The organism is Sphingobium sp. WR1, assembly GCF_059693745.1.
Genome location: NZ_JCATID010000067.1, coordinates 1 through 3962, shown reverse-complemented (window position 1 = coordinate 3962; position 3962 = coordinate 1). Strand labels below are relative to the sequence as shown.

General features: G+C 63.4%; 4 protein-coding genes and 1 pseudogene. All 5 read left to right on the top strand.

Features of this window, described 5'->3' with window-relative positions; genetic code table 11:
• The first annotated feature begins 263 nt into the window (after positions 1-263).
• A complete protein-coding gene (gene tnpA / locus AC58EF_RS28260; protein WP_497279683.1) occupies positions 264-620 on the top strand; it encodes an IS66-like element accessory protein TnpA in 357 nt (118 codons plus the stop codon).
• A complete protein-coding gene (gene tnpB, locus AC58EF_RS28255) occupies positions 617-970 on the top strand; it encodes an IS66 family insertion sequence element accessory protein TnpB (RefSeq protein WP_497279682.1) in 354 nt (117 codons plus the stop codon). Before tnpA ends, tnpB begins: the two co-directional genes overlap by 4 nt.
• Positions 971-1037: 67 nt before the next feature.
• A pseudogene (tnpC, locus tag AC58EF_RS28250) lies at positions 1038-2399 on the top strand (IS66 family transposase); the annotation flags it as partial.
• The gene (locus AC58EF_RS28245) at positions 2320-2601 is read left to right on the top strand and encodes an IS66 family transposase (RefSeq protein WP_497279681.1); all 282 of its coding nucleotides are present in this window, start codon (positions 2320-2322) and stop codon (positions 2599-2601) included. The pseudogene tnpC (AC58EF_RS28250) and the gene AC58EF_RS28245, both read left to right, overlap by 80 nt.
• Positions 2505-3962 (top strand): IS66 family transposase (gene tnpC / locus AC58EF_RS28240; protein ID WP_497279680.1); only part of this gene is annotated, 1458 nt, incomplete at its 3' end. The genes AC58EF_RS28245 and tnpC (AC58EF_RS28240), both read left to right, overlap by 97 nt.

Here is a 3962-nt window from a genome sequence, read left to right as displayed (position 1 = left end):
ATGTCATAAATATCCGCGCCCAGCAATATACGCATCCGCTCAGAACCGCACATCAGGCGGCTTTGCAGTGGTTTTTCCGCAAACCTGGTTTCCAGATGCACCTCGCCCGTCGCCGCTATCGTAAGCGCCAAAACCTCCCCACATTTTCGTAGCTGCTGATCTGTCTATGTTTTGCCCCTCATCCGAGGGGTATCGTAGTGGCTGATGATGTAAGAACATTCGAAACAGGTTTCGAAAGGCAGGAGGGCCAGCGGCCCTCGCCTATGGATGTCATTCCAGCGGGACCGGCGCGTCGCCGCTGGTCGGCCGAGGCCAAGGCCCGGATCATCGCGTCGAGTTTTGAGCCCGGCGCCAACATCGCAGAAATCGCACGGACGCATGGGCTGCTGCCGCAGCAGCTTTATGCGTGGCGGCATGACAGCATTCCGGGCAAGCGCCTGGCCAGCAAGAAGCTGGGTTTCGTTCCGGCGGTGGTAGAAGATGCGGGCGGCTCCGGCCCGGCTGATGGTGGAGGCGATGAGATCGTGATCCGCACGGCAAGGCTGGCGATCCATGTGCCGCCAGGGGCGAGCGAGGATCATATCGCCTGTGTGCTTGCCGCGGTGAGCCGGTCGGGATGATCATCCCGCCAGGGCCGCTTAAGGTGATGGTGGCGACAAAGCCGGTCGACTTCAGGAAAGGTGCCGTCAGCCTCGCGGCGCTGGTCGAGCATGAACTCGGACTCAAGCCCTTCTCGGGGGTGGTCTTCATCTTCCGCTCGAGGCGGGCGAACAGGATCAAGCTGCTGGTCTGGGACGGCACCGGCCTGGTACTTGTGAGCAAGGTCTTGCAGACCGGAGGCTTTCATTGGCCCCGGGCGCATGATGGCGTGATGCGACTGTCAGCATCGCAGGCGTCGGCCTTGTTCGAAGGGCTGCAATGGTCGAAAATGCACACGCCGCGCACCCAGGTTCCGGTGACGACGCGATAGGTCGCACGCCTGATTCCCTTGATCGAAAGGCCATTGCGGACCGCTCCAAAGCTGCCAGAAATGGGGCATGTCCGCCACGGCAGCCGACCTTCCTGACGATGTCGCCATCCTCAAGGCGATGGTCCTGGCCGGCCTCGAGCGTGAAGCTCGGATGCAGCATATCATTGACCAGATTACCCGGACGACATTCGGAAAGCGGTCGGAGAAGCTGAACGAAGATCAGTTGGCGCTGGGCCTCGACGATCTCGATGTTGCCCGCGCTGAACTGGAGGCTTTGGCCGAGCAGGCAGCGGCTGCCACAGGACAAAAGAAGGAACGGGCGCGAAGGGAGCCCGGGACAGCGCGGGCGTCGCTGCCGGCACATCTGGCCCGTGTCGAGGAAGTGATCCTCCCTGACGAGACGGAATGCCCCTGCTGCGGAGGCGTGCTGCACTGCATCGCCAGCGACATATCAAGCCGGCTCGATGTCATCCCTGTCCAGTATCGCGTCATCGTGACGTCCCGTCCGAAAATGGCGTGTCGGGCGTGCAGCGATGGCGTGTTCCAGGCGCCTGCGCCCAAGCATGTAGTGCCAGTGCCAGGCGGCCTGCCCACCGAGGCGCTGATCGCCGACGTCCTCGTCAGGAAATATGCCGATCACACCCCCTTCTACCGGCAGGCACAGGCACTGCGGCGCCAGGGTATCGAGATCGACAGGGGGACAATGTGTAACTGGGCAGGCAGAGCCGCCGCCTGGCTCGGCCGCCTGACCAGCCGGATAAAGGCCGACCTCCTATCGGGCGCGAGGCTGTTCGTTGACGAGACCACGGCCAAGGTCCTGGCTCCCGGCACCGGCAAGGTGAAGACGGGATATCTCTGGGCGATCGCTCGTGATGATGGCGCGCATGGCGGCACCGATCCACCGGCCGTCGCCTACACCTACATGCCAGGTCGCGGGAAAGTCTGGGCGGAAAAGCTGCTCGGGGACTTCCCCGGCATCGTCCAGTGCGACGGCTATGGCGCGTACAAGCATATCGAGGCGCCGGACCGAAGGGCCGGTCCCGGAACGCTCGCCTTCTGCTGGGCACATGTCAGGAGGGGCTACTTCGACGATGCCAAGGGCGGCAACGCACCGGTCGCCGATGAGGCGTTGCGGCGGATCGCCGGGCTCTACAAGATCGAGGCTCGTATCCGAGGCTCCAGCCCCGAACACAGACTGGCGGTACGCCAGGCTGAAGCCGCTCCGATCATCGCGGACATGCTGCCATGGCTCAAGGAAATGCTGCCCAAACTACCCCGCGGCTCCCATACAGCCGAGGCCATCGGTTACACCCTCAACCACTGGAAGGGCCTCGTCCGCTTCCTTGAGGATGGACGGATCGAGCTGGATAACAACACCGTCGAGCGCTCAATCAGGCCAATTACCCTCCAGCGGAAAAATGCCCTGTTCNCGCTTCCTTGAGGATGGACGGATCGAGCTGGATAACAACACCGTCGAGCGCTCAATCAGGCCAATTACCCTCCAGCGGAAAAATGCCCTGTTCAAGCCCAGACCTTGCGGATCGAAAAGCTCGAGCATCGTGTCGCGCGGCTGCTGCGCGTCCAGTTCGGCCGCAGCTCTGAGAAAATGGATATCGCCCAGTTGCGGCTGATGTTCGAGGAGGTCGAAGCCCCGGAACCCGCCAACGATGAGGTGCCCGCGGCGCCTGTGACGAAATCGGCCCGCAAGCCCGGCGGCCGCGTTCCGCTTCCTGCGCACTTCCCGCGTCAGACGGTCGATCATCAGCCCGGTCCATGCAGCGCTGGCTGTAACGGCCAGACAGTGCAGATCGACGAGGCCGTCACTGAGGTCCTCGACTATGTCCCGGCGCGCTTCCGCGTCATCCGCCACGTCCGGCCGAGGCTGGTGTGCCGATTCTGCGAACAGATCCGCCAGGCGCCCGCTGTCGATCTGCCGCTGCCCAAGGTGATGGCGAGCCGCGCCCTGCTGGCCCATCTCGTCGTCAGCCGCTTTGTCGATCATCAGCCCTGGCATCGGCAGTCGGTGATCTTCCGCCGGGTGGGGCTCCACATCGATCGGGACGTGATGAGCCGCTGGGCCCGGAAACTGGCATGGCTGCTGGCACCGCTGGGCGAGCGGCTGTTCGCCTATATCCGGGAAGCCGCCAAGATCCACGGTGACGACACACCGGTCACGCTGCTGGGCAATGGCGACGGCAGTCGGACCGGGCACTTCTGGGTCTATCTGCGTGATGATCGCTCGAGCGGTGACCTGAGCCCGCCCGCCGTAGCCTTCCGCTTCAGCGCAGATCGTGGCGGGGCGCATCCGGCGGAACATCTGGCCGATTATCAGGGCTATCTACAGGCAGACGGCTTTGCCGGATACAATGCGCTTTATCGTGACCCCAAGACCAAGGCGCCCAGGGATATCGTCGAGGTGGGATGCTGGGCGCACGCGCGCCGGAAATTTACCGACATACTGGATAAGAGCCCGTCGCCGATCGCGGCGGAGGCGGTCGTGCGGATCGCCGAGCTCTTCGCCATCGAGCGCGATATTAAGGGTGCGCCACCCGATGAGCGACGACGTATCCGCCAGATCAAGGCCGTGCCGAAGCTGGAGGCGCTGCGCGTCTGGCTGGAAACCCAGAACCGTGGCCTGTCGTCCGACAGCAATCTGGCGCGCGCCTGTCGCTATCCGCTGAACCGCTGGCATGCCATGATCCGCTACTGCGATGACGGTCGGCTCGAGATCAGCAACAATCTGGTGGAAAACGCCCTGCGTGGCGTGGCTCTCGGGCGCCGGAACTGGATGTTCGTCGGCTCGATGAAGGGTGGAGAGGCTGCCGCGCTCTTTTACGCTCTGGCCGGCACATGTCGCCTCAACGGCGTCGAGCCCGAGGCGTGGTTTACCGACGTCATCGAGCGCATCGGCAGCCACCCGATCAATCGGATCGATGACTTCCTGCCGTGGAACTGGCAGGCATCAAGACTGACCAACGATCTGGAGAAGGCT

Excerpts from the sequence above, each read along its gene's own strand:
- tnpB (WP_497279682.1), top strand. The coding sequence starts at position 617 with ATGATCATCCCGCCAGGGCCGCTTAAGGTGATGGTGGCGACAAAGCCG.
- tnpA (WP_497279683.1), top strand. The coding sequence starts at position 264 with ATGGATGTCATTCCAGCGGGACCGGCGCGTCGCCGCTGGTCGGCCGAG.